The organism is Microbacterium sp. PAMC21962, from assembly GCF_019443465.1.
Classification (GTDB): Bacteria; Actinomycetota; Actinomycetes; order Actinomycetales; family Microbacteriaceae; genus Microbacterium; species Microbacterium hominis.
Genome location: NZ_CP080381.1, coordinates 2203791 through 2222681 on the forward strand (window position 1 = coordinate 2203791; position 18891 = coordinate 2222681).

Below are 18891 nucleotides of genomic sequence, written 5' to 3' on the forward strand. Positions count from 1 at the left end.
AGGGCCTTCTCTGGCCCGGGAGGAGCCGCGCCGCGTAACGTGGTGCCATGGCTCGACTCACCGCGGATGCGGACCCTGCTCGCTGGGTCGCCGTGACCGACTCCTTCGGCTTCTCCGGGCGTCGCGCCCGCAAGAAGGCGATCCGCATGCTGCTCGGCCAGGCGAACGCGGCCGTCGGCGCGCAGCCCCGGCCCGGCGGCGGGTTCGCGGCCTGGGCGATGAGCCAGGCCGCCCCCGCCCTGATGCGCAAGGCGGCCGGACGCGTGCTCGTCTGGGTGTGGAAGTCCGATCCCGAGCTCGTGGTCGTCATGGCGCAGATCCAGCAGCTGACGCCCCAACTGCGCACCGCACGGGCGATGATGCCGATCGAGTACGACGACACCGAGAGCTTCCGCGGCACCTACCTCGGCGTCGGCGAGCGGCTCGTCATGCCGACGCCCCCGACGCGCGAGGGGGGCACGACGCCGCCGCCGTTCGCGACCTACACGTGGGACACGGGCACGCACCTGGTCACCGTCACGGCGACCGGCGGAGACCGCGAGCGGTTCGGCACGGTGGTGCCCGCCGTCGACGACCTCGCGCGGTCGCTGCGCGTCGTGGACGACCTGTCGGTCGGCGAGAGCGCCACGGTGCTCCGCATCGACCCGGCATGATCGCGCTGGAGCCGGCGGACGGGCCGGCCGACCCGCCGTCCTCGCGCCCGCACACGGGGGTGCTGGGCGGCACGGTGTTCCGCTACCGGTTCCGTCCGGCCGACGGCGTCGTCGCCGTGGTGGTGCCGGGACTCGAGGAGGTCGCGTGCACGGACGACACCGTGCTGCACTGGGCCTTCTACACCGACGGGGATGCCGCCGTGCACGCCCCGTGGGCCGCACTGGCGGTGGCCGTCGACGCCCGCAGCGGCGAGGACCGGCTGAGCGATGACCCCCGTGTGCGTGATCGATACGACTTCCCGATCGCCGCGGAGGCGCAGTTCGCGGCCCGGTGGAGCCTGCCCGAGCAGTGGAATGCCGACAGTGTCGGCCTGGCGCCGTTCGCCGGACGTACGGCGGCGGTCGAGGTGGTTCTCGGCGCGCCGGGCCTGACCGGCGTCGACGAGGTCAGCGGCTACGTCGAGGTGCGCGTCGAGCGGATGCCGCACGGGGACCGTTCCCCCGCCGAACGCGTCGACACGCGTCGTGGTTCGCACGCGGGCGACCGGTTCTCGCGGGGGAACACGATCCCGGCCGTCGCCGTCCCGCACGGGTTCACCTTCCTCGTCCCGGCCACCGATGCCCGCGACCAGCGCTGGCCCTACCGCCCCTTCGTGCACGACGACGATGCGGGACGACGTCTGGAGGCGGTGCAGTTCTCCCACCAGCCGAGTCCGTGGATCGGCGACCGCGGGGTGCTCCAGGTGATGCCGTTCGACGGTTCCCCCGCCTCCGCCCCGACCCACCGGCGCCGATGGATCGCGCCGGGCTCGGAGCGCGCGCACCCGCATGTGTGGACGGCGAGCCTCGACGGCGGCCTCCGCGTGGAGGCGACGGCGACCGACCACGTGGGGCTCTTCCGGGTGCGCGCGCCGCGCACCGATGGGGACGTCGGACTCGTGATCGACCAGCCGGGTCGCCACGGCGCCCTGACCGCGACGGCGGACGCCGTGCACGGCTGGGTCGGCGAGGGCGATGCCGAGTGGGGCAACGGCGGCCGGACGTTCTTCGTGGGCGTCGTGCGGACGACATCCGGGCGGGCGGGCCGCCTCGACGACGACGGACGCGGCGACCGGGCCGGCTTCGTCGCGGGCCGCGGCGAGCTGGAGCTGCGCATCGCGATCTCGTTCGTCTCGCTGGAACAGGCTCGCCGCTCCCTCGCGCTGGAGGCGCCGGAGCACCTCTCCTTCGATCAGCTGCGCGAGCGCACCCACGCCGCCTGGAACACCGTCGTCGATCGCGTGCGGATCCCCGACCTGCCGGCATCCGAGCGCCCGTTCCGCGGGCTCGCGCACGACGACTCCCGCGCGCAGCTGGCCTCGGCGCTGTACCGGCTGCACCTGTATCCGAACGCGGCCCACGAGAACGCGGGCACGGCGGAGCAGCCCGCACCGGTGTACGCCGACCCGTTCGTCCCGTCCGGCCCGCATTCGGCCGAGGCGACCGGCGCGCCGGTCGTGGCGGGACGCCTCGCCGTCAACAACGGCTACTGGGACACCTACCGCACCGCCTGGCCGCTGTTCTCGCTCGTCGACCCGGACGGGGCGCGACGACTGCTGGACGGCATCCTCGAGCAGCAGCGGCGCACCGGGTGGATGCCGCGGTGGTCGGCGCCCGGATACGTCGACGCGATGGTCGGCACCTCCAGCGATCAGATCCTCGCGGACGGCGAGCGCTGGGGGCTGCTGGACGATGCGGAGGCGGCGTTCGCCTCGGGGTGGCGCAACGCCGGGGAGCGCGCACCGGATGCCCGCCGCGGACGCAAGGGCATCGGCCGCGGCCGCTTCCTCGGCTACATCCCCCGCGACACGCACGAGGGCATGAGCTGGAGCGTGGAGAACGCGATCAGCGATGCCGCGCTCGCCCGGCTCGCCCGGCGGCTCGCGGCGCGGACCCCGGAGCCGTCGGCATCCCGCTACGACGCCCTCGCCCGCTGGCTCGCCAACCGCTCGCTCTCCTACCGGCAGCTCTTCGACCCCGCCGTGGGCTTCTTCCGGGGGCGGGACGCCGACGGCGCGTTCCCGGGCGGGCGATTCGATCCGCGCGTCTGGGGCGGGGACTACGTCGAGACGAACGCGTGGGGCATGTCGGTCAGCGCGGTGCACGATCCGGCGGGGCTGGCGCAGCTGTACGGCGGACCGCGGGGACTGCGCACCCACCTCGATCGGCTGTTCGCGGAGCCGGAGACGGCCGACCGGGCCCACGCCGGCTCCTACCACCAGGTCATCCACGAGCAGCGCGAGGCCCGGGCGCTGCGCAGCGGGATGTGCGCCGTCTCGAACCAGCCCGCGCACCACATCCCGTACATGTACACCGCGAGCGACGAGCCCTGGCGGGCGGGCGGGGTGGCGCACGGACTCGCGCGGCGGCTGTTCACCGGCGGCCACATCGGCCAGGGCTTCCCGGGCGACGAGGACAACGGCGAGATGAGCGCGTGGTGGCTCTGGGCGGCGCTCGGCCTCTACCCGCTCGACCCCGCCTCGGGCGCGCTCGTCATCGGCTCGCCGCTCTTCGACGACATCTCCGTGGCGCGCTCCGACGGCTCGCGCCTGCGCATCCGCACGCGGCGGAGCGGTCCGGACGCCCACGTGCTGCGCTCGGCACGGGTGAACGGGATGCCGCTCGGCGCGCCGACGCTGCCGGTCGAGGTGCTCGCGGGCGACGTCGAGCTGGAGCTGGATGTCGGCGAGGTCCCGGAGGGAGCGCTCTGGACGGCGCCGACGCCGCCGGCCGCGCCCTGGCACCGTGATCTCACGGGCACCGCCGCGCGCGCCCTCCGCTCCCGCGGGGTCTGGTTCGCCGGACGACTCTTCGACGACGGCGCGGCGCGCGGCGACCGCGGCGTGCGTCTGCGCACCGGGGCGTGGGCCGGGTGGGCGTTCCCGGCGACGACCGTCGCGACCGATGCGACGGTGACCGCGGTCGGCGCGGTCGAGGCCGATGCGCTGCAGTGGGAGGCGAGCGAGGATGCCATGTCGTGGCGGCCCGTCGCGGTGACCGCACCGACGGCCCTGGCCCCCGACCGGACCACCCCGTTCCGCTTCGCCGAGCCGGTGCGCGCCCGCTTCCTCCGGGTGCGCGCCCGCCAGTCGGTGCGGCTGCGGCAGCTCGAGCTGTTCGACCTGGGCGACGCGCGCTGACGCCCCTGCAGACGGCCGCTAGGGTGGCCGCATGAGCGAGAGGAAGCGCCGCCGGCGGCCGCTGTCGCCGCGTGTGCTGCGATGGGAGGACCGGACGGCCTGGCCGATGTTCGCCCTGTCGCTGGTGTTCTTCGCGGCGTGGGTCTGGAGCCTGGCGGACACGAAGCTGACCGTGCACCAGCAGAACCTCCTGGTGGGACTGATCGGCGTCCTGTGGATCGTGTTCATCGCCGACATCGTGGTGCGCCTCGCGATCTGCGGGTCGCCGCGGGAGTTCCTGCGCACACGATGGTTCGAAGCGGTCGCGCTGGTGATCGTCTACCTGCGTCCGTTCGTGATCCTCGCCTACCTGTGGCGGCTGCCGTGGTTCCGCGCCAGCGCCTCGCGGCAGCGGCTGCGCCTGGTGATCCTCGTCTCGATCTTCACGCTGCTGTTCGTGTTCACGGCGTCGACGCTCGTGTGGCTCGCCGAGCGGCAGGACGCCCACGCGAACATCGTCAACCTGGGCGATGCGATCTGGTGGGGCTTCTCGACCCTGGCGACGGTCGGCTACGGCGACTTCGTCCCGGTGACACCGCTCGGTCGGACGATCGCCGTGGGGCTCATGATGGGAGGGCTCATCGTGCTGGGTGTCACGAGCGCCACGGTGATCTCCGCGCTCACCGACCAGATGCACCGGGTGGGCCAGCGTCTCCAGCACGAACGCGCGCTCGACGCCGCCCGCGGCTCGACGCCGGGGGACGCCGACGATTCGATGCCATCATGAGCGCATGACCCTCGCTTCCTGGACAGCGCCCACGAGCCGGCAGAGCGCGCACGAGGAAGGCCGCCGCGAGCGCCGACGCTTCCCTCGGAGGATGCTGGCCGAACTGCCGGCGCGCCGGCGCGACCCCCTCGGCATCCTCTCCGCCCAGAACGCCGCTCGCGTCCCGGAACTCGTGCCGCTGCGCGACGAGCGCATGTCGGCCAGCCCGTTCGCGTTCTATCGCGGCACCGCGGCGCTCATGGCGGACGACCTCGCGGCGGGGCCGACCAGCGGCATCCTCGTCGCGTCGTGCGGCGACGCCCACGTCGCCAACTTCGGCTTCTACGCCTCGCCCCAGCGCACGCTCGTGTTCGATCTCAACGACTTCGACGAGTCGGCGTGGGCCAGCTGGGAGTGGGACCTCAAGCGCCTGGTCGCCAGCATCGTCGTCGCCGGTCAGGCGACCGGACGCGACGATGCCGTCACCGCGGATGCCGCGCGCGCCGCGGTCGTGCGCTACGCGCGGGCCCTCGCCGTCGGCGACACCACGACGCCGCTCGCGCGGTTCTACCAGCACTTCGACGCCGCGGGCGGCCTGATCGGCGGCGACAAGGCGTCGCGGAAGGTGCTGCGTGCGGCGATCGCGGACGCCGAGAAGCGCACCGGCGACAAGGCCGTGCGCAAGATGACCGCCCTCGATCCCGACGGCCGGCTGCGCTTCGTGGAACAGCCGCCGACGATGACCCACGTCACCGACGAGATCGTCGCCGCGGTGGATGCCTCCCTGGCCCAGTACATCGCGACGACCCGCGCCGACGTGCAGCTCGTCCTGTCGCACTACTCACTGTCGGATGTCGTGCGTCGCGTCGTCGGCGTGGGCAGCGTGGGCACGCGCTGCTACGTGGCCGTGTTCGTCGACGGCGACGGGGCCGCCCTGCTCATGCAGGTGAAGGAGGCCGGCCGCAGCGTGCTCGAGGAGTACGGGGGCGCCGCGCAGCGCGCCGAGCTCGCCTCGTTCGTGGCGAGCCACGGGCAGGGCGGCCGGGTCGTCGCCCTGCAGCGGATCCTGCAGGGCTCGTCCGACCCGTTCCTCGGCCACTTCCGCGGCGCGAGCACCGACTACTACGTGCGCCAGTTCCGCGACATGAAGGGCGGGATCGACGCGGAGACGCTCGAGGACGCGCCCTTCCGGCTCTACGCCCAGGCGTGCGCCACGGTGCTGGCGCGCGCCCACGGCCAATCCCCGAACGCGGCGCGCGTGGTCGGCTACCTGGGTGCGGGGCGGGCCGCCGCAGAGTCCATCGTGGAGTGGGCGTACGGATACGCGGCGCTCTCCCGCACCGACTACGGCGCCTTCGTCGACGCCGTGGGCACCCGCACCGTCTAGTCGCCGCTACTGCTCGGGATCGGCGTCCGCCGCGGGCAGCGGTCGCCACAGGACGACTTCCGTCGCCCGGCGCACGCGCGTGCCGTGGCGGAGGGTCACGACCGACCCCGTCGCCCCCGCCGCGAAGACGCGGGAGCGACGGGCGAGCTCCTCCTGCAGCCGCTGCTCCAGCTCGGCGACGCGACGGCGCAGGCCGCGCGCCTCGTTCTCGAGCTCGATCAGCCGCGAGATGGCCGGCAGGCTCATGCCCTCGGCCGAGAGCGCGGCCACCTCGCGCAGCTGCTTGACGTGACGCAGCGAGTAGCGCCGCGACCCGCCCTGGGTGCGGCCGGGGACCACCAGGCCCAGCCGGTCGTACTGGCGGAGGGTCTGCGGGTGCATGCCGGCGAGCTCGGCGGCGACGGCGATCGCGAAGATCGGGGCCTCCTCGTCGGGCTGCTCGTCGCTCATCGTCACTCCCGGGCCTTGGCCATGAGGTCGGCGCGCGGATTCTCCTTCGGCTCCAGCTCGTGGAAGCGCTCCAGCGCCTCCTTCGCCTGGTCGTCCAGGTGCGCCGGGACGGCGACCTGGACCTCGGCGAGCAGATCGCCCGTGCCCTTCGCGGTGTGGACACCTCGGCCCTTGACCCGCAGCACGCGACCCGACGGGGTGCCGGGCGCGACGCGGAGCTTGACGGGATCGCCGCCGAGCGTCGGCACCTCGATCGTCGCCCCCAGCGCCGCCTCCGTGAAGGTCACCGGGACGGTCACGCGCAGGTTGAGCCCGTCACGCGTGAACACGGGATGCGGCCGCACGGTGACGCTCACGACGACATCGCCCGCCTCGCCGCCGTCGGGCGACGGCCGTCCGCGTCCGCGCAGCCGGATCTTCTGGCCGTCGGAGACCCCAGCCGGGATCTTCACCTTGAACGGCTTGCCGTCCTCGCCGGCGAGCGTGATGGTCTCGCCCTTGACGGCGGTCTGGAAGTCCAGCGTGGTGCGCGCGGTGACGTCGGCGCCGCGCTGCGGACCGCCGTAGCCGCGGAATCCGCCGGTCGACTGACCGAAGCGTCCCGAGCCGAAGCCGCCGCCCTGGCCGAACATCGAGAACAGGTCGTCGAAGTCGGCCGACTGCGCCGATCCGCGCGACTGGCCGAAACGGCTGAAGACGTCCTCGAACCCGCCGGCACCCGCGCCGGGCGCCTGGAAGCGTGCGCCTCCGGCGCCCATCGCGCGGATCTGGTCGTACTCCTCGCGCTGGGCCTTGTCGGAGAGCACGGCGTACGCCTCGCTCATCTCCTTGAACTTCGCCTCTTTCGCCGGGTCTCCCTGCGTGGAGTCCGGGTGGTAGGTGCGCGCGAGCTTGCGGTACGCCTTCTTCAGGTCGGCCTCGGACACGTCCTTGGAGACGCCCAAGACCTTGTAGAAGTCCTTGTCGAACCAATCCTGACTGGCCATGGACACCTCCTCCCGTCAGTCGGCGGAACCGGCGACGACGACCTTGGCCGGTCGCAGTTCGATCGTGCCCAGGCGGTAGCCGACCTCGACGACATCGAGGATGGTGCCGTCCTCGACCCCGCCGGGGTTCGGGGCGTGGAAGATCGCCTCGTGCTGCTGCGGGTCGAAGGCCTCGCCGGCGACGCCGTAGGTCTCCACCCCGAGGCGGGCGACGACGGCGCGCAGCTTCTCGGCGATCGCCAGCAGCGGCGAGCCCTCGACCAGATCGCCGTGCTTCTCGGCACGGTCGAGGTCGTCGAGCACCGGCAGCAGTCCCTTGGCGACCGAGCCCTTCGCGCGGGCGATCTCCACCTCGCGCTGCTCCTCGGTGCGCCGCCGGTAGTTGGCGTACTCGGCCTGCACCCGCTTGAGATCCAGCAGCAGGTCGCGGTCCTCGGGGGATGCCTCCGCCACCGCGGCCTCGTCCGTCTGCGCCGTGTCGAGGATGTCGTCGACGGTCAGCGCGTCGCCGTCATCCGCGGCCCCCTGCGAGTCGGGGCCGGAGGCGTGCGCCTCCGACCCCTCGTCACCGGGGACTTCGTCGATCGGCTCTTCGAAGTCCTTGTTCGTCATGGCTCGATTCTCTTACTTCTTCTCGTCCTCGTCGTCGACGACCTCGGCGTCGATCACGTCCTCCTCGGGGTTCGGCACGCTGCCGTTGCCCGGGTCGGCCACCGTGGGGTCGCCCTGCTCGCCCGCCGCCTGCGCCGAGGCGTAGATGGCCTCGCCGAGCTGCTGCTGCGACGCGTTGAGCTTGTCGAACGCGTTCTTCACGGCATCCTCGTCGTCACCGGCGAGCGCGGTCTTCAGCGCGTCGACGTCGGCCTGGACGGAGGTCTTCACCTCGGCGGGGAGCTTGTCCCCGTTGTCCTTGATGAGCTTCTCGATCGAGTACGAGAGGGTCTCGGCCTGGTTGCGGACCTCGGCGGCCTCGCGGCGCTTCTTGTCCTCGGCGGCGTGCTCCTCGGCCTCGCGCACCATGCGCTCGATGTCGTCCTTGGGCAGCGACGAGCCGCCGGTGATCGTCATCGACTGCTCCTTGCCGGTGCCCTTGTCCTTCGCGGACACGTGGACGATGCCGTTGGCGTCGATGTCGAAGGTGACCTCGATCTGCGGGATGCCGCGGGGAGCCGGCGCGATGCCGGTCAGCTCGAACGTGCCCAGCGGCTTGTTGTCGCGGGTGAAGTCGCGCTCGCCCTGGAAGACCTGGATCGCGACCGACGGCTGGTTGTCGTCGGCGGTCGTGAAGGTCTCGCTGCGCTTGGTCGGGATGGCCGTGTTGCGCTCGATGAGCTTGGTCATGATGCCGCCCTTGGTCTCGATGCCGAGGCTCAGGGGGGTGACGTCGATGAGCAGCACGTCCTTGCGCTCACCCTTGAGGACACCGGCCTGCAGGGCGGCGCCGACGGCGACGACCTCGTCCGGGTTGACGCCCTTGTTGGGCTCCTTGCCGCCGGTGAGCTGCTTGACCAGCTCAGTGACCTGCGGCATGCGGGTCGATCCGCCGACGAGCACGACGTGGTCGATGTCGCCGACCTTGATGCCGGCCTCGGCGATGACGTCATTGAACGGCTTCTTCGTGCGGTCGAGGAGGTCCTTGGTGAGGTCCTCGAACTTGGCACGGGTGAGGGTCTCCGACAGCGACACGGGGCCCGAGTCCGTCAGCGACAGGTAGGGCAGGTTGATGGAGGTGCTCGTCGAGCTCGACAGCTCCTTCTTGGCCTGCTCGGCCGCCTCCTTCAGACGCTGCAGCGCGATCTTGTCGCCCGAGACGTCGACGCCGGTGGTGTCCTTGAACTGCTTGATGAGGTAGTCGACGACGCGCTGGTCCCAGTCGTCGCCGCCGAGGCGGTTGTCACCGGCGGTGGCGCGCACCTGGATCGTGGAGAAGTCGTCGTCCTTGCCCACCTCGAGCAGGGACACGTCGAACGTGCCGCCACCGAGGTCGAAGACGAGGATGAGCTCGTCCTCCTTGCCCTTGTCCAGGCCGTAGGCGAGAGCGGCGGCGGTGGGCTCGTTGATGATGCGCAGGACGTTGAGGCCCGCGATCTCACCGGCATCCTTCGTCGCCTGACGCTCGGCGTCGTTGAAGTACGCGGGGACGGTGATGACGGCGTCGGTGACGCTGTCGCCCAGGTACTCCTCGGCGTCGCGCTTGAGCTTCTGGAGGATGCGCGCGGAGATCTCCTGCGGGGTGTACTGCTTGCCGTCGATCGACTGGGTCTTCCAGTCGGTGCCCATGTGCCGCTTGACCGACGAGAGCGTGCGGTCGACGTTGGTGACGGCCTGGCGCTTGGCGGTCTCGCCGACGAGCACCTCGCCGTCCTTGGTGAAGGCCACGACCGACGGGGTCGTGCGGAAGCCCTCGGCGTTGGCGATGACCTTCGGCTCGCCGCCCTCGAGGACGGAGACGACGGAGTTCGTCGTCCCGAGGTCGATACCCACTGCACGTGCCATTGTGTTCCCTTTCGTGAAACGGATCTGAGGAAGTCTGCGGGGTTGAGTCCTACCGGCTCAACTTCGATGTGTTCCACGATAGCCCCGGCATCCACGGCTGTCAAACCCAAGTTGATATGAATCGGCTCAACTTTCGTGACGGATGCCGGGAGTAACGTGACCTGCACGCGCGATGACGCGCCACCCGGTGTTCACCGAAGGGACATACCGTGACGAACATGTCACTGCCCGACCAGCCCGCCCCGCCGGCACCCCTCGCCCGCTCGACCGGTCGTGGCGCCGTGCTCGCGTGGGGGCTGTGGGACTGGGGATCGGCCTCGATCAACGCCGTCGCCACCTCGTTCGTGTTCACCGTGTACCTCACCGGCAGCGCCTTCGGTGACGCGGCGAGCACGTCGCAAGCCCTTTCGCTGGCCCTCACCCTCGCCGGCCTGGTGGTGCTCATCACGGCGCCGATCACAGGACAACGCTCGGACGCCTCGGCGCACCGCAAGCGGTGGCTCGCCATCAACACGGGCGTCGTCGTGCTCATGCTGGCGCTGATGATCTTCGTCCGCGAAGACACCGCCTACCTGTGGTTCGGGCTCACGCTGCTCGCGGTCGGCACCATCTTCTACGAGCTGGCGAGCGTGAACTACAACGCGATGCTCTCCCAGATCTCCACGCCGCGCACGGTGGGCAAGGTCTCCGGCTTCGGCTGGGGGATGGGCTACCTGGGGGGCATCGTGCTGCTGCTCGTGCTCTACTTCGGGCTCATCAAGCCCGACGTAGGACTGTTCGGCGTCACGGGGGCCGACGGCATGGCCGTGCGCGTGTCGATGCTCCTCGCCGCGATCTGGTTCGCTCTGTCGGCCCTCCCCCTGCTGTTCGCGGTGCCGGAGAACACGCCGTCCACGCCCGGCGCGGCGCGCATCGGCTTCTTCGCCTCCTACCGGGTGCTCTTCGGAACGGTCGCCTCGCTGTGGCGCGAGAGCCGTCCGACCGTCTGGTTCCTCCTCGCCAGCGCGATCTTCCGCGACGGACTCACGGGAGTCTTCACCTTCGTCGGAGTGCTGGCGACCGGCACATTCGGGCTCACCGCCGCGGACGTGCTCATCTTCGCCATCGCCGCCAACGTCGTGGCGGGCATCGTGACCATGGCGTCGGGCTTCTTCGACGACCGGTTCGGACCGAAGCCGGTCATGATCGTCTCGCTCGTCGCGCTCGTGGTCGGCGGCATCCTGATCTTCGTGCTCCACGACGGAGGGCCTGCCGTGTTCTGGGGCCTCGGTCTCGCGATGGCGATGTTCGTCGGGCCCGCCCAGTCCGCGTCGCGTACGTTCCTGGCCCGCAGCATCCCCACCGGTCGCGAGGGAGAGGTGTTCGGCCTCTATGCGACGACCGGCCGCGCCGCCGTCTTCCTCGCCCCGATGATGTTCGGCGTCTTCGTCACGCTCGGAGGCGATCAGTACTGGGGCGTGCTCGGGCTCGTCGCCGTGCTGCTCGTGGGGCTGGCACTGCTGATCCCCGTGCGTCCGCCCGCCCGCTGATCACGCCGCCCGGTCGCTGAGCGAGCGCAGCGAGTCGAAACGCGGCTCCCGCGCCGATAGATGCCGAGCCGCGCTCAGTCGCGGCGCGGGCGCCGCTCGCCGCGGTCGACACGCTCGCCGCGGTCCGGACGCTTGGCGGAGCGCTGGAACCGGTCGGGCTTGATCTCGATGAGGCGGCCGCTGATCCGCGTGCCCTCGAGCCGCTGGAGCGTGTCGCGGGGGAGGTCGGCGGGCAGCTCCACGAGCGAGAAGTCGGGACGGATCTGAATCGCGCCGAAGTCCTCGCGACGCAGGCCGCCCTCGTTCGCGAGCGCACCGACGATCTGGCGCGGCTCGACCTTGTGACGGCGCCCGACCTCGATGCGGTACGTGGCGGTGGGACCGCCGCTGCGCTCACGCCGGGGCCGGTCGCCGCGATCACCGCGGTCACCGTCACGGACGGGACGGTCGCCGCGGTCGCCGCGGTCCGCACGCTCGCGGCGCGGCTCGGGGCCGTCCGCGTCCAGCAGCAGCGGGGTCTCGCCCTGCGCGACGACGGCGAGCGCGGCGGCCACATCCGCCTCGGGCACGTCGTGGTGCGTGACGTAGTGGTTGATGATGTCGCGGAAGCGGTCGATGCGCTCGGTCTCGGCCAGCGCCGCCGTGATCGCGTCGTCGAACCGGGTGAGGCGCGTCGCGTTGACGTCCTCGGCGCTCGGCAGCGACATCTCGGTGAGGGGCTGGCGCGTCGCCTTCTCGATGGAGGCGAGCATCCGGCGCTCGCGCGGCGTGACGAAGCTGATCGCGTCGCCCGAGCGGCCGGCGCGGCCGGTGCGGCCGATGCGGTGGACGTACGACTCGGTGTCGATGGGCAGATCGAAGTTGACGACGTGGCTGATCCGCTCGACGTCGAGACCGCGGGCGGCGACGTCGGTGGCGACGAGGATGTCGAGCTTGCCGTCCTTGAGCTGGTTGACGGTGCGCTCGCGCTGCACCTGCGCGACATCGCCGTTGATGGCGGCCGCGGCGTATCCGCGCGCCCGCAGCTTCTCGGCGAGGGTCTCGGTCTCGTTCTTCGTGCGGGTGAAGACGATCATGCCCTCGAAGTTCTCGACCTCGAGGATGCGGGTGAGCGCGTCGACCTTCTGCGGGTACGACACGATCAGGTAGCGCTGGGTGATGTTGGTCGCGGTCGAGGTCTTCGCCTTGACGTTGATCTCCTCGGCATCCTTCAGATACGTGCCGGCGAGGCGACGGATCTGCGCGGGCATCGTCGCGGAGAAGAGCGCGACCTGCTTGCCCGCGGGGGTGTCGGCGAGGATCGTCTCGACGTCCTCGGCGAAGCCCATCTTCAGCATCTCGTCGGCCTCGTCGAGCACGAGGAACCGCAGCTCGGAGAGGTCGAGGGTGCCCTTGTCGAGGTGGTCCATGATGCGGCCGGGGGTGCCGACGACGATGTGCACGCCGCGGCGGAGCGCCGACAGCTGCTGCCCGTAGCCCTGGCCGCCGTAGACGGGCAGCACGTGCACGCCGCGGAGGTGACCGGCGTAGGACTCGAACGCCTCGCACACCTGCAGGGCGAGCTCGCGGGTCGGCGCGAGCACGAGCGCCTGCGGCGTCTTCTGCGACAGGTCGAGCTGCGAGAGGATCGGCAGCGCGAACGCGGCCGTCTTGCCGGTGCCGGTCTGCGCGGTGCCGAGCACGTCGCGACCCGCGAGCAGCGGCGGGATCGTCGCGGCCTGGATGGCCGACGGCGTCTCGTAGCCGACGTCCTTCAGCGCCTTGAGCACCGCGGCGTCGAGGCCGAGGTCGGCGAATCCGGGCGCCGCCGGAGCCTCGGCGGAGTCGGCGATGCGGGTGTCGGGCGCGGGAGCGGCCTCGACGGGATCGGTGGAGCTGTCAGAGGCCATGTGACCACGGTAGTCGCCCGGCGCCGTCACCACCCCATCGAGCCGGGCACTCCCTTGAACGGCCCGACGACGTTCGCCGTCACCCACCCGCCGTAGAACCGTCCCGGCTGCGGGGTGACGACCTCCCCGTCGACGGTGCACGCGTCCATCGGGGCGGCGTAGACGGCGACCCGATCGCGCAGGATGCCGTAGCCCGCCGAGGGCTGCGGATAGTTCCACGCCGCCCCCGGACGGGTGAGGCCGCCGCCCACCACGTCGAGGTAGCGGGCGGCACCCTTGAACTCGCAGAACGAGGAGCCTTCGGCATCCACCAGCGCACCCGGGGCGAAGTCGGCGATCGGCAGGTAGTAGACCGGCGGATGACTGGTCTCGAGCACGCGCACCGCGTCACGCGTGTCGGCGATCAGCTCACCGCCGAGGCGGATCGTCACCCGTGCCGCGACCGGCTCGACGCGGGGCGGGCGGGGGTAGTCCCACACCGACTCCTGCCCGGGAGCCGGCGTTTCGGGGAGAGGGCGGGGCATGCGCCCACTGTACGTGCGTCGGTGTTGACTGGACGCATGACCGTGATGCCGATGTTTCCTCTCGGGGCGGTGCTCTTCCCCCACACGCCCCTGCCGCTGCGGGTGTTCGAGCCGCGGTATCTGCAGCTGATGGGTGAGCTGCTCGACAGCGACGACCCGCAGTTCGGTGTCGTGCTGATCGAGCGCGGACACGAGACCGGCGGCGGCGATCAGCGGTCCGACATCGGCACGCTGGCGCGCCTCGTCAACGTCGCGGCCGGGGCGGACGCTCTGCAGGTGGTCGCCGTCGGCACCGACCGGTTCACCGTCGACGGGTGGCTCGACGACGCCCCCTACCCGCGGGCGGAGGTGTCCCGGCGGGATCCGCTGGTGTGGAACGACGCGCTGACGCCGCTGCGCACCGAGGCCGAGGCGATCGTGCGGCGGGTGCTCGGCCGGTTCCCCGACGCGCCGTGGGGAGCGCACATCGAGCTGTCGTCCGACCCGGTGGCCGCGGTGTGGCAGATCGCCGCGATCGCCCCGCTGGTGGAGTACGACCAGCAGCGACTCCTGCGGGCGACGACGATGGGCGGCCTGCTGCAGCAGATCATCGATCTGACGCTCGAGGTCGACGAGATCTGGCCCGCCGACGACTGACGGCGGCGCTCAGCCTCGCGGCCAGGCGGCGGCGAGCTTCGTGAGCAGTCGGGCGAGGTCGGCGCGTTCGGTCTCGCTGAAGTCCGCGAGGGCGGCGGCGAGGTGCTCCCGGCGCCGTCCGCGGAACCCCGTCGCGACCCGCTCCCCCGTCGGCGTGAGCGCGATGCGCGTGCGACGGGCGTCGTCGGGGTCGGCCTCGCGCCGCACCAGACCCATCTCGACGCTCTGCTGCACCAGCCGCGACGCCCGCGGCTGATCCACTCCGATCGCCTCGCCGAGCTCGCTCACGCTGAGCGGGTGGGATGCCGCGTGCAGCGCTTCGATCAACCGCAGCCGCGCCGGGCCGCCCATGCGGATCGCGGGGCCGCCCTCTCGGGCGCCGGGCCAGGACGGCGGCGTCCCGACGTCGTGATGACCGCCGTGGCGACCGCGTCCGCCCCTCATCCAGGGCGGGCCGCCCGCTCCCTCCTCCGCGCCCGGGGGACGCCCGTGGCGGTCACCGCCGCCGGGGCCCGGACCCCGCCCGCGCAGACGACCGAGGGCGGCATCGATGGCATCGAGGTCGGCGTCGGAGGGTGAGGAGTCGGGATCCGGCATACCTCGAATTTACATGTCTCTTGACATGTTCCGGCATTGCATGTCACACTGCATGTACATGCGCATTGACATGCAAATGGATCGCACCCGCGATCCCTCACGAAAGGACCTCCCATGGAGAACCTCACAGACATCCCCGAAACCACCCCCGCCGTCCCCGACCAGCGCGCCTTCGCCCGCGAGGTGCGCAGGGTCGCTCGTGCCCTCTGGCAGGAGCGCGCCGCCGCGTTCACGGCCGACGACATCGGCCCGCGCGAGGCGCGACTGCTGCACCTGCTCGCCTCCGAGCGCGCCGCCGACCTGCCGGAGCACCTGCCGCACGGCGGCAAGCGCCTTCGCCGGCTGGCCGAGCGCGGCTGGGCGACCGAGACCGACGGCACCTGGACGCTGACCGAGACCGGCCGCACCGCCGCCCAGCGACTCACGCAGCACCTCACCCACCGCAGGGAGGAGATCGGAACCCGCCTCGCCGAGGCCGTGTCGGCCGACGAGCTCGCGTCCGCCACGACGACCCTCGAGGCCGTCGCCCGTGCGCTCGGCGCTCCGGACGGTGACGGCCCGGACGGCCATCCCCGACACCGCCGCCACGGCTTCGGACCGGGCGCGCACGGCTTCGGACCGGGCGCGCACGGCCGGGGCCGGGCTCATCACGGCGAGGGCTGCCGCGACCACGCCCCGCGTCAGGGCGACGCGGAGAGCGCGTACGAGCGCGGCTTCGCCGCCGGTTTCAGCGAGGGCCGCACGGCCGCCGGGGCGTGAGCCCGTCCCGAACCGGCGCGCGCCCGTCCCGAACTCCTCCGATCGACGCCCTCACCGTCGCCGCAGCCCCGCGTCCACGCGGTTCCTGCGGCGGCAGGGGACGCCAGTGGAGGAGTCCGGGACCGCGCCCGGCGGCGCCCGGACGCGCCCCGCGCGTCAGCGCGGCGTGCGCCGCCACCAGGACGGCATCCGGACGCCCTGCTCGTTGCCGCTCTCGACGTCGAGCCCGTAGTGCTCGCCGACGTAGTCGACGAGCTGGGCACGCTCCGCACGGTCGTAGACGCGCCGCTCCCGTCGGAAGGCGATGACGGTCGACCAGCACATGAGCAGCATGACCACGCTGAACGGCAGCGCGATCGTGATCGCCGCGGTCTGCAGCGCCGACAGCCCGCCGGCGAGGAGCAGCGCGATCGCGAGCGCCGCCGTGGCGAGCGTGAAGAACACCCGCACCCACCGCTTCGGCTCCGCGTCGCCGCCGGTCGCCAGCATCCCCATCACGAGCGCGCCGGAATCGGCGGAGGTGACGAAGAAGATGCCGATCAGCACGATCGCGCCGATCGTCAGCACCTGCCCGGCGGGCAGATGCGCGAACAGCTGGAACAGCGCCCCCTGCAGATCGACGCTGCCGTCCGGGAGCAGCATCGACCCGGGGGCGTTCAGCTCCTGGTAGAGCGCGGAGCCTCCGAGCACCGCGAACCAGATGATGCCCACGAGCGTCGGCACGATCAAGACGCCCAGCACGAACTCCCGCACCGTGCGCCCCTTGCTCACGCGAGCGATGAAGATGCCGACGAACGGGGCCCACGAGATCCACCAGCCCCAGTAGAACGAGGTCCAGGCCGCCTGCCACTGCTCCCCCGCCTCGCCCTGGAACGCGCTGACGGTGAAGCTCAGCCCGACGAAGTTCTGCAGGTACGCCCCGATCGACTGCACCCATTCCCGCAGCAGGTATTCGGTCTGCCCGACGACGAGCACGAACACCAGCAGAAGCGCCGCCAGCACGAGGTTGAAGGTCGACAGCCACTTCATGCCCTTGGCGACGCCCGACAGCACCGAGAACAGCACGAAGACGGTGATGACGCCGATGATGACCACCTGCATGAGGGTGTCGGGGGTGCCGAACCCGGCGCTGGAGAGGCCGGCGCCGATCTGCATGACGCCCAGGCCGAGCGAGGTGGCGACGCCGAACACGGTGCCGACCAGGGCGATCGTGTCGATCACGTTGCCCCAGGTGCCGCGCACGTGCCGTCCCAGCAGAGGCTCCAACGCCCAGCGGATCGAGATCGGCCGCCGGCGGCGGTGGATGGCGTAGGCCAGCGCGACCCCGACGACGACGTAGATGGCCCACGCCTGCACGCCCCAGTGCAGGTAGGTCTGGATGAGTGCGCTCTGCGCGAGCTGCGCGTCGGTTCCGGTGACGCCCGGCCGGGGCGAGACGAAGTGGCTGAGCGGCTCGCTCACGCCGTAGAACACGAGCCCGATCCCCATGCCCGCCGCGAACAGCAGCGAGAACCAGGCGCCGACCGAGAACTCCGGCTCGTCGTCGTCCTTGCCGAGCTTGATGTCGCCGAAGCGGCTGAAGCCCAGCACCAGGGCGAAGGCGACGAAGAAGGCCGAGATCAGCACGTAGTACCAGCTGAACGTGCGGACAATCGTGGCCTGCACCGCGGCGAACGCGCTCTCGGCGGTCGCCGGGAACAGCACCGCGAAGGCGGTCACCAGGACGATGATCGCCGCCGCCGGCCAGAACACCCAGCGGGCGAGCGGGCGTGAGGCCAGCGGATCGGCCGCCGGCGCCGCCGGGCTCGCCCCGCTCATGCGCCCCGTGCTCCGGCGTCGGTGGACCCGACATCCGTGCGGTGGAAGTTCTGGAACGACCGCGACGCCGTCGGACCGCGCTGGCCGTGGTAGCGGTTGAGGTACGGGCCGGTGCCGTAGGGGTTCTCCGCCGCGGACGACAGGCGGAAGAAGCAGAGCTGGCCGATCTTCATGCCGGGCCACAGCTTGATGGGCAGCGTCGCGACGTTCGACAGCTCCAGGGTGACGTGGCCCGAGAAGCCGGGATCGATGAACCCCGCCGTCGAGTGGGTCAGCAACCCGAGGCGGCCGAGCGAGGACTTGCCTTCCAGCCGCGCGGCGATGTCGTCGGGCAGCGTCACCTGCTCGAACGTCGACCCGAGCACGAACTCGCCGGGGTGCAGGATGAACGGCTCGTCGGGCCGCACCTCGATGAGGTGTGTCAGATCGGGCTGGTCCTCGGCCGGGTCGATGAACGGGTACTTGTGGTTGTCGAACAGCCGGAAGTACCGGTCGAGCCGCACGTCGACGCTCGACGGCTGCACCATCGCGGGGTCCCAGGGCGCGAGCCCGACCCGTCCGGTGGAGATCTCGGTGCGGATGTCACGATCGCTGAGCAGCACGCCGCCAGCCTACTGGCCGTGTCCGGCGACCGCCGCCGGGTCAGCCGTCGACGGATGCCGCGACGGCCAGAGCGGACCGGGTCAGAAGCCCGGTGATCTCCTCCGCGGGGCGATCGGAGGCGATGGCGAGTTCGATGAGCACGTCCTCCGCGAACGCGACCCAGGCGCGGGCCGCCACGCGCAGCGTCGCCGAGTCGGCGTGGCCCAGTTCCCGGAAGACGTCGAGGATGCGGCGGGCGTTCTCGTCGCGTGCCTCGTCGACGAGCTCGCGCACGACGGGGTCGCCGCTGGCGACGCCCCGCACGAGCGAGTAGAAGGTCCCGGTGTGGGCGCGCACGAACGCGACGATGCGTGCGACGGTGTCGTCGAGGCGCTCGCGCGGCGGCAGCTCCTCGCGCGGCGCGGATGCCGCGATCAGCGCGTCCCGCGCCGTCGTCACCACCGCGGTGTGGAGTCCCTGACGCGAGCCGAAGTAGTGGAACACGAGCGCCCGGGAGACGTCCTCCCGCGCGGCGAGGGCCTCGATCGTGAGGTCGTCGAGGGGCTGGGAGACCAGGAAGGCGACCCCCGAGGCGATCAGCTGGGCACGACGATCCTCCCGCGACAGGCGTCGACGCTGGTCGGAGGGCATGTCCCGACCC

Annotated in this window: 17 protein-coding genes; 7 read left to right on the plus strand and 10 right to left on the minus strand. The window is 71.8% G+C overall.

The window, feature by feature from the left end:
• Positions 1 to 47 precede the first annotated feature (47 nt).
• Genes KY498_RS10565 through KY498_RS10580 form a run of 4 tightly spaced genes read left to right on the plus strand, consistent with a single transcriptional unit; the run spans position 48 to position 5964 of the window.
• Positions 48 to 653, plus strand: a complete 606-nt coding sequence (locus KY498_RS10565) for a hypothetical protein (protein ID WP_101305365.1) — start codon at positions 48 to 50, stop codon at positions 651 to 653.
• Complete coding sequence (locus KY498_RS10570; RefSeq protein WP_191009414.1) at positions 650 to 3832, plus strand: GH92 family glycosyl hydrolase; 3183 nt, start codon at positions 650 to 652, stop codon at positions 3830 to 3832. Before KY498_RS10565 ends, KY498_RS10570 begins: the two co-directional genes overlap by 4 nt.
• 31 nt (positions 3833 to 3863) lie before the next feature.
• Positions 3864 to 4598, plus strand: coding sequence for a potassium channel family protein (locus tag KY498_RS10575; protein ID WP_101305363.1), 735 nt, complete (start codon positions 3864 to 3866; stop codon positions 4596 to 4598).
• Positions 4599 to 4602: 4 nt separating this feature from the next.
• Positions 4603 to 5964, plus strand: coding sequence for a DUF2252 domain-containing protein (locus KY498_RS10580; protein WP_223848795.1), 1362 nt, complete (start codon positions 4603 to 4605; stop codon positions 5962 to 5964).
• Between the two features lie 6 nt (positions 5965 to 5970).
• Here the strand turns inward: KY498_RS10580 and KY498_RS10585 are convergent, their stop codons facing one another.
• The 4 genes from KY498_RS10585 to dnaK are packed head-to-tail and all read right to left on the minus strand — an operon-like array spanning position 5971 to position 9896.
• Positions 5971 to 6414: a heat shock protein transcriptional repressor HspR gene (locus tag KY498_RS10585; protein WP_101307131.1), complete on the minus strand. Its 444-nt coding sequence runs from the start codon at positions 6412 to 6414 to the stop codon at positions 5971 to 5973.
• A 2-nt stretch (positions 6415 to 6416) separates the two neighbouring features.
• A complete protein-coding gene (locus tag KY498_RS10590) occupies positions 6417 to 7400 on the minus strand; it encodes a DnaJ C-terminal domain-containing protein (protein WP_060959729.1) in 984 nt (327 codons plus the stop codon).
• A 15-nt stretch (positions 7401 to 7415) separates the two neighbouring features.
• Complete coding sequence (locus KY498_RS10595; protein WP_101305361.1) at positions 7416 to 8012, minus strand: nucleotide exchange factor GrpE; 597 nt, start codon at positions 8010 to 8012, stop codon at positions 7416 to 7418.
• A gap of 12 nt (positions 8013 to 8024) precedes the next feature.
• A complete protein-coding gene (dnaK, locus tag KY498_RS10600) occupies positions 8025 to 9896 on the minus strand; it encodes a molecular chaperone DnaK (RefSeq protein WP_191009413.1) in 1872 nt (623 codons plus the stop codon).
• Between the two features lie 218 nt (positions 9897 to 10114).
• On the opposite strand from dnaK, the gene KY498_RS10605 reads away from it, so the two are divergent.
• Positions 10115 to 11425 (plus strand): MFS transporter, encoded by a 1311-nt coding sequence (locus tag KY498_RS10605; RefSeq protein WP_060959775.1) that lies wholly within the window; start codon positions 10115 to 10117, stop codon positions 11423 to 11425.
• Positions 11426 to 11499: 74 nt separating this feature from the next.
• Here the strand turns inward: KY498_RS10605 and KY498_RS10610 are convergent, their stop codons facing one another.
• Together KY498_RS10610 and KY498_RS10615 are read right to left on the minus strand one after the other, a co-directional pair.
• Entirely contained in the window at positions 11500 to 13314 is a 1815-nt protein-coding gene (locus tag KY498_RS10610) for a DEAD/DEAH box helicase (RefSeq protein ID WP_223848794.1), read from the minus strand.
• Between the two features lie 26 nt (positions 13315 to 13340).
• Positions 13341 to 13838 carry a DUF427 domain-containing protein gene (locus tag KY498_RS10615; RefSeq protein ID WP_191009412.1) on the minus strand — a complete coding sequence of 166 codons (498 nt, stop codon included), beginning with the start codon at positions 13836 to 13838 and terminating at the stop codon, positions 13341 to 13343.
• A gap of 36 nt (positions 13839 to 13874) precedes the next feature.
• On the opposite strand from KY498_RS10615, the gene KY498_RS10620 reads away from it, so the two are divergent.
• The gene (locus KY498_RS10620; protein WP_060959733.1) at positions 13875 to 14474 is read left to right on the plus strand and encodes an LON peptidase substrate-binding domain-containing protein; all 600 of its coding nucleotides are present in this window, start codon (positions 13875 to 13877) and stop codon (positions 14472 to 14474) included.
• A 9-nt stretch (positions 14475 to 14483) separates the two neighbouring features.
• Here the strand turns inward: KY498_RS10620 and KY498_RS16535 are convergent, their stop codons facing one another.
• Positions 14484 to 15071 (minus strand): MarR family winged helix-turn-helix transcriptional regulator, encoded by a 588-nt coding sequence (locus tag KY498_RS16535; protein WP_223848793.1) that lies wholly within the window; start codon positions 15069 to 15071, stop codon positions 14484 to 14486.
• A gap of 114 nt (positions 15072 to 15185) precedes the next feature.
• Here KY498_RS16535 and KY498_RS10630 point away from each other — a divergent pair, with 114 nt between their 5' ends.
• Complete coding sequence (locus KY498_RS10630) at positions 15186 to 15830, plus strand: hypothetical protein (RefSeq protein WP_191009411.1); 645 nt, start codon at positions 15186 to 15188, stop codon at positions 15828 to 15830.
• A 156-nt stretch (positions 15831 to 15986) separates the two neighbouring features.
• Here the strand turns inward: KY498_RS10630 and KY498_RS10635 are convergent, their stop codons facing one another.
• Genes KY498_RS10635 through KY498_RS10645 form a run of 3 tightly spaced genes read right to left on the minus strand, consistent with a single transcriptional unit; the run spans position 15987 to position 18881 of the window.
• A complete protein-coding gene (locus KY498_RS10635) occupies positions 15987 to 17648 on the minus strand; it encodes a BCCT family transporter (RefSeq protein ID WP_101305358.1) in 1662 nt (553 codons plus the stop codon).
• Positions 17645 to 18250, minus strand: a complete 606-nt coding sequence (gene dcd, locus KY498_RS10640; RefSeq protein WP_061782197.1) for a dCTP deaminase — start codon at positions 18248 to 18250, stop codon at positions 17645 to 17647. The genes KY498_RS10635 and dcd overlap by 4 nt, the downstream gene beginning before the upstream one ends.
• 40 nt (positions 18251 to 18290) lie before the next feature.
• Positions 18291 to 18881, minus strand: a complete 591-nt coding sequence (locus KY498_RS10645; protein ID WP_191009410.1) for a TetR/AcrR family transcriptional regulator — start codon at positions 18879 to 18881, stop codon at positions 18291 to 18293.
• Between the last annotated feature and the right edge of the window lie 10 nt (positions 18882 to 18891).

Bases quoted from the DNA above. Each gene is read 5' to 3' on its own strand.
- KY498_RS10565 (WP_101305365.1), top strand. From the start codon at position 48: ATGGCTCGACTCACCGCGGATGCGGACCCTGCTCGCTGGGTCGCCGTG.
- KY498_RS10570 (WP_191009414.1), top strand. From the start codon at position 650: ATGATCGCGCTGGAGCCGGCGGACGGGCCGGCCGACCCGCCGTCCTCG.
- KY498_RS10575 (WP_101305363.1), top strand. From the start codon at position 3,864: ATGAGCGAGAGGAAGCGCCGCCGGCGGCCGCTGTCGCCGCGTGTGCTG.
- KY498_RS10580 (WP_223848795.1), top strand. From the start codon at position 4,603: ATGACCCTCGCTTCCTGGACAGCGCCCACGAGCCGGCAGAGCGCGCAC.
- KY498_RS10585 (WP_101307131.1), bottom strand. From the start codon at position 6,414: ATGAGCGACGAGCAGCCCGACGAGGAGGCCCCGATCTTCGCGATCGCC.
- KY498_RS10590 (WP_060959729.1), bottom strand. From the start codon at position 7,400: ATGGCCAGTCAGGATTGGTTCGACAAGGACTTCTACAAGGTCTTGGGC.
- KY498_RS10595 (WP_101305361.1), bottom strand. From the start codon at position 8,012: ATGACGAACAAGGACTTCGAAGAGCCGATCGACGAAGTCCCCGGTGAC.
- dnaK (WP_191009413.1), bottom strand. From the start codon at position 9,896: ATGGCACGTGCAGTGGGTATCGACCTCGGGACGACGAACTCCGTCGTC.
- KY498_RS10605 (WP_060959775.1), top strand. From the start codon at position 10,115: ATGTCACTGCCCGACCAGCCCGCCCCGCCGGCACCCCTCGCCCGCTCG.
- KY498_RS10610 (WP_223848794.1), bottom strand. From the start codon at position 13,314: ATGGCCTCTGACAGCTCCACCGATCCCGTCGAGGCCGCTCCCGCGCCC.
- KY498_RS10615 (WP_191009412.1), bottom strand. From the start codon at position 13,838: ATGCCCCGCCCTCTCCCCGAAACGCCGGCTCCCGGGCAGGAGTCGGTG.
- KY498_RS10620 (WP_060959733.1), top strand. From the start codon at position 13,875: ATGACCGTGATGCCGATGTTTCCTCTCGGGGCGGTGCTCTTCCCCCAC.
- KY498_RS16535 (WP_223848793.1), bottom strand. From the start codon at position 15,071: ATGCCGGATCCCGACTCCTCACCCTCCGACGCCGACCTCGATGCCATC.
- KY498_RS10630 (WP_191009411.1), top strand. From the start codon at position 15,186: ATGGAGAACCTCACAGACATCCCCGAAACCACCCCCGCCGTCCCCGAC.
- KY498_RS10635 (WP_101305358.1), bottom strand. From the start codon at position 17,648: ATGAGCGGGGCGAGCCCGGCGGCGCCGGCGGCCGATCCGCTGGCCTCA.
- KY498_RS10645 (WP_191009410.1), bottom strand. From the start codon at position 18,881: ATGCCCTCCGACCAGCGTCGACGCCTGTCGCGGGAGGATCGTCGTGCC.